Annotated in this window: 5 protein-coding genes; 4 read left to right on the top strand and 1 reads right to left on the bottom strand. The window is 36.8% G+C overall.

Annotated elements, in window-relative coordinates:
* A partial coding sequence (locus DWZ63_RS15400) for a helix-turn-helix domain-containing protein (protein WP_207664404.1) occupies positions 1 to 471 on the bottom strand: 471 nt, incomplete at its 3' end.
* Between the two features lie 578 nt (positions 472 to 1,049).
* On the opposite strand from DWZ63_RS15400, the gene DWZ63_RS15405 reads away from it, so the two are divergent.
* The 4 genes from DWZ63_RS15405 to DWZ63_RS15420 form a co-directional block, all read left to right on the top strand.
* Positions 1,050 to 1,445: a hypothetical protein gene (locus DWZ63_RS15405; RefSeq protein WP_055940467.1), complete on the top strand. Its 396-nt coding sequence runs from the start codon at positions 1,050 to 1,052 to the stop codon at positions 1,443 to 1,445.
* Positions 1,439 to 1,789, top strand: a complete 351-nt coding sequence (gene tnpB / locus DWZ63_RS15410) for an IS66 family insertion sequence element accessory protein TnpB (RefSeq protein WP_055940463.1) — start codon at positions 1,439 to 1,441, stop codon at positions 1,787 to 1,789. Before DWZ63_RS15405 ends, tnpB begins: the two co-directional genes overlap by 7 nt.
* 87 nt (positions 1,790 to 1,876) lie before the next feature.
* Positions 1,877 to 2,065, top strand: a complete 189-nt coding sequence (locus DWZ63_RS15415) for a hypothetical protein (protein WP_118500354.1) — start codon at positions 1,877 to 1,879, stop codon at positions 2,063 to 2,065.
* A 9-nt stretch (positions 2,066 to 2,074) separates the two neighbouring features.
* Positions 2,075 to 2,742 (top strand): transposase (locus DWZ63_RS15420; RefSeq protein ID WP_147353250.1); only part of this gene is annotated, 668 nt, incomplete at its 3' end.

The following is a 2,742-nucleotide window of genomic DNA, read 5'->3' on the forward strand; positions in this document are numbered from 1 at the left end:
TTCGCAGAGATTAAAGCCAGAACGTGATTCGCTCCGCACCAACTCATACTCTTTTTGAGCTACAAGAGCTTTATAGAATCTTTTCTCGAGGGTACAGTTGTTTAACATATCACATCCATTACATACATACGGAGCCTTAGATAGTTTAGGACACTCCTCCTTGGAATAATCAGCACAAGAGGTTGTGCAATGATCACAGACGCTGCATTTGTTGCGGCTTTTGTGGCGTTCGCAAGAGATGCAAACATAACCGTGATGGGAACAGTGTCTTCTGTTAAGGCAGTCGTTAAAAGGTTTATAAGGAGCTCCTTTCTTTTCGAATACGATATGGGATTTCACTTCTTTGGATACAGTAGTGCAGTCCTTAAGAATCTGTTTACCAATGGCTTTAAAACTCATGTTTTCATTAAGGGAATGTTCAATTACATATCTTTCATCTAAAATTAAATGTTTATTCTTATTCATATTCATATATATCTCCTGTTCCGACCGGAGCTTAGAGATGGATGAACAGGAATAATATAACATTAAGAATAAGTAATTTCCACATCTGATATTCGGAAGTAGTAACTTCCACGACAAGTCATATAGGGGTGGAAATTAGTTTTGCAAATGAGGTGTTAGATAATGCAGGTATAGAGCACAAATAATTTCTTGAATTTAGCAAAGCATTGTGGTATATTAATCGTAAAGAAAGGCATCCGCGGGAACGGATGCCTCTCAGGAGTCCCACTCCAAAGGTGGAGTTTCCCGAGCGAGCTTATTTCTCTATAAAGAGACGCCTACTCTGGTTGCGACAGAGTAGGCATTTTTATTTGCGCTTGTTTCTCTTATCGAGAAAGGCAAGCAACGCTAATATCAAGCTGCCGAAGGACATCAGCAAAGCCAATAGTAAGCGCAAAATATCCCCACGGATAGCACATTAAAAAATATTATGCCATAATTAGATTGTCTCAAAAATTGGAAACGTTCACTCCAGTAATCTTGAAGTTTCTTATTCAATATTGGAGCCGTTTACTATAACATTACAAAAAGCGAGGAGAAAATATATGGCAGATAAAAAATTATACTATGATAAAATTTATGGTCTTGTCATGCAGTGCCGTAAGAGCGGTTTGTCAGATAAGCAATGGTGTATTAATAATGATATTGCACCAAGTACATTTTATTGGTGGATTAAAAAGCTCAGACAACAGGCCTGCTATGAGATACCAGAACACAGTTTCAAATGTAACACTAATATAGTTACTGAAAAACAGGATGTTGTCTGTGTAAATGTGTTACCAGAAGCAGCAGAAAACATAACATTGTTTGCGGAAGAAAATGATACACAGATAGCACCTATTATGTTTAAATATAAAAATGCAAGCATAACACTCCAGGATGATTTTAATGAACACACATTAAAAGGACTTCTCACTGTATTACAGGAGGTCTCATGTTAGGGGATATATCTGCTCTGGACAATGTTTACATAGTCTGTGGCAGAACAGATATGAGAAAACAGATCGATGGCTTATGCGCAATAATAGAAGAACAACTTAAAATGAATCCACATGAGAACAGCATCTTTCTATTTTGTGGCAGAAAAAAAGACCGCATAAAAGCAATATATCGTGAAAAAGATGGCATAGTTTTATTATATAAACGACTTACAGGTTCAGGCAGCTATAAATGGCCACGCAATCAAAATGAAGTAAAAAGTCTTACATGGAAACAGTTTGAGTGGCTTATGGATGGTCTTGAAATAGAACAGCCAAAAGCGATAAAACCACCTGTTAAAAAATGAATCAACCCCATAAAAACAGGCATTACAGCTATCTTTTTACTCTAAGATATGTTATAATAATTGTATCAAATCGTGGAGGAAAATCTGATGTCTGTTGATGCAAAAGATATATTGATAAGGGAATTAAAAGATTCACTTAATGAACAGAGAGAGTTAAACAAAACTCTCCAGTCAGCTTTAAATATCAGTAATATTCAGGTTCAGGAGTTGACTGTTCAGGTCAAACTTCTTAATGAACAGATTGATTATATGAAAAGAAAACTGTTTGGTTCATAACGTGAAAAAATGGAGCAGCAGACAGATGGACAATTATCATTTAATCTTTCCGATGAATCAGATGAAACAATTGAAGAATTACCGGCAGCTGAAGAAGAGATAGTCGTAAAAAAGCATACAAGAAAGAAAAAAGTTACTTTTGCTGAGAAAACCAAAAATCTTCCGGTTGAAATCAGAGAGATTACTTTACCAGAAGAAGAACAGATTTGCTCCATATGCGGTACACACTTAGAAGTTATAGGAAAAGAGACTGTGCGCAAGGAACTTGAATACATACCTGCAACTTTAAAAGTTGTGGAATATGTCAGTGTACATTATGGTTGTCCAAAATGTAAAACAGATGAGGAAAAACCAAATATTATACATGCTCCTGTTCCACCGGCACTACTCAGAAGCTATGCATCGCCATCAATTGTTGCCTGGGTAATTTACTCAAAATATGTTAATGGGATGCCATTGTACCGTCAGGAAAAAGACTGGCTGCAGTATGGTTTTGAACTTAGCCGTGCAACAATGGCTAACTGGGTTATAGAATGTACCGATAAGTATCTGCGTATATTGTACGAATTTTACCACAGACTGCTGTTAAGCAGAGAGTTTGCTATGGCAGATGAAAGCCCTATACAGGTTTTGAAAGAGGAGGGACGCGAAGCAACGGCAAAATCATATATGTGGCT

It is taken from the genome of Clostridium sp. AF34-13 (assembly GCF_003477845.1).
GTDB lineage: Bacteria > Bacillota > Clostridia > Lachnospirales > Lachnospiraceae > Butyribacter > Butyribacter intestini.

Excerpts from the sequence above, each read along its gene's own strand:
- DWZ63_RS15415 (WP_118500354.1), top strand. The coding sequence starts at position 1,877 with ATGTCTGTTGATGCAAAAGATATATTGATAAGGGAATTAAAAGATTCA.
- DWZ63_RS15405 (WP_055940467.1), top strand. The coding sequence starts at position 1,050 with ATGGCAGATAAAAAATTATACTATGATAAAATTTATGGTCTTGTCATG.
- tnpB (WP_055940463.1), top strand. The coding sequence starts at position 1,439 with ATGTTAGGGGATATATCTGCTCTGGACAATGTTTACATAGTCTGTGGC.